Annotated in this window: 1 protein-coding gene; it reads right to left on the reverse strand. The window is 45.1% G+C overall.

What is annotated here, in order from left to right; genetic code table 11:
• Positions 1 to 52: 52 nt before the first annotated feature.
• Positions 53 to 599: A24 family peptidase (locus A3738_RS24925; protein WP_197474018.1), on the reverse strand; the 547-nt coding region annotated here is incomplete at its 5' end.

Raw genomic sequence — 599 nt, forward strand, 5'->3', positions numbered from 1 at the left:
TTAATCCAACGATTAGCATAAGGTGTTTGGTCTCTTTCTTATTAAGATCTGGCTAGCCAAGCCAAATGGTTTTAATTTGTTCGCCCCACATAAGCGCAATCCAGCCAGCAGCTGCCAGGTATGGGCCAAATGGCATGGGTTTATTTTTCTCGCGACCGACAATCGCCATTGCAAGTATTCCGTAAGCGGCTCCTACAAAAGAGGATAATATAATGATAATCGGAAGCATTTCCCAGCCGAGCCACGCTCCCAAAGCTGCCAGTAGTTTAAAGTCTCCATATCCCATTCCTTCCTTACCTGTAGCAAGCTTGAACAACCAATACAAGGACCAAAGAGATAAATAACCCGCAACCGCACCCCAGAAGGCGCTGTCGAAGTTAGTCACTAATCCAAAACTGTTGACAATCAAGCCTAACCACATAAGAGGTAGGGTAATGTTGTCTGGCAAAAGTTGGGTGTCAGCATCAATCATCGTGAGAGCTATGAGTGCCCAGGTAAAGAGAAGCAAAGCAAAGCTCTCGTAGCTTGCGCCAAAACTGTATGCAATGGCAAAGCACATAAAACAGCTTGTTAACTCGATAAGAGGGTAGCGAATACTA

It is taken from the genome of Oleiphilus sp. HI0066, from assembly GCF_001635725.1.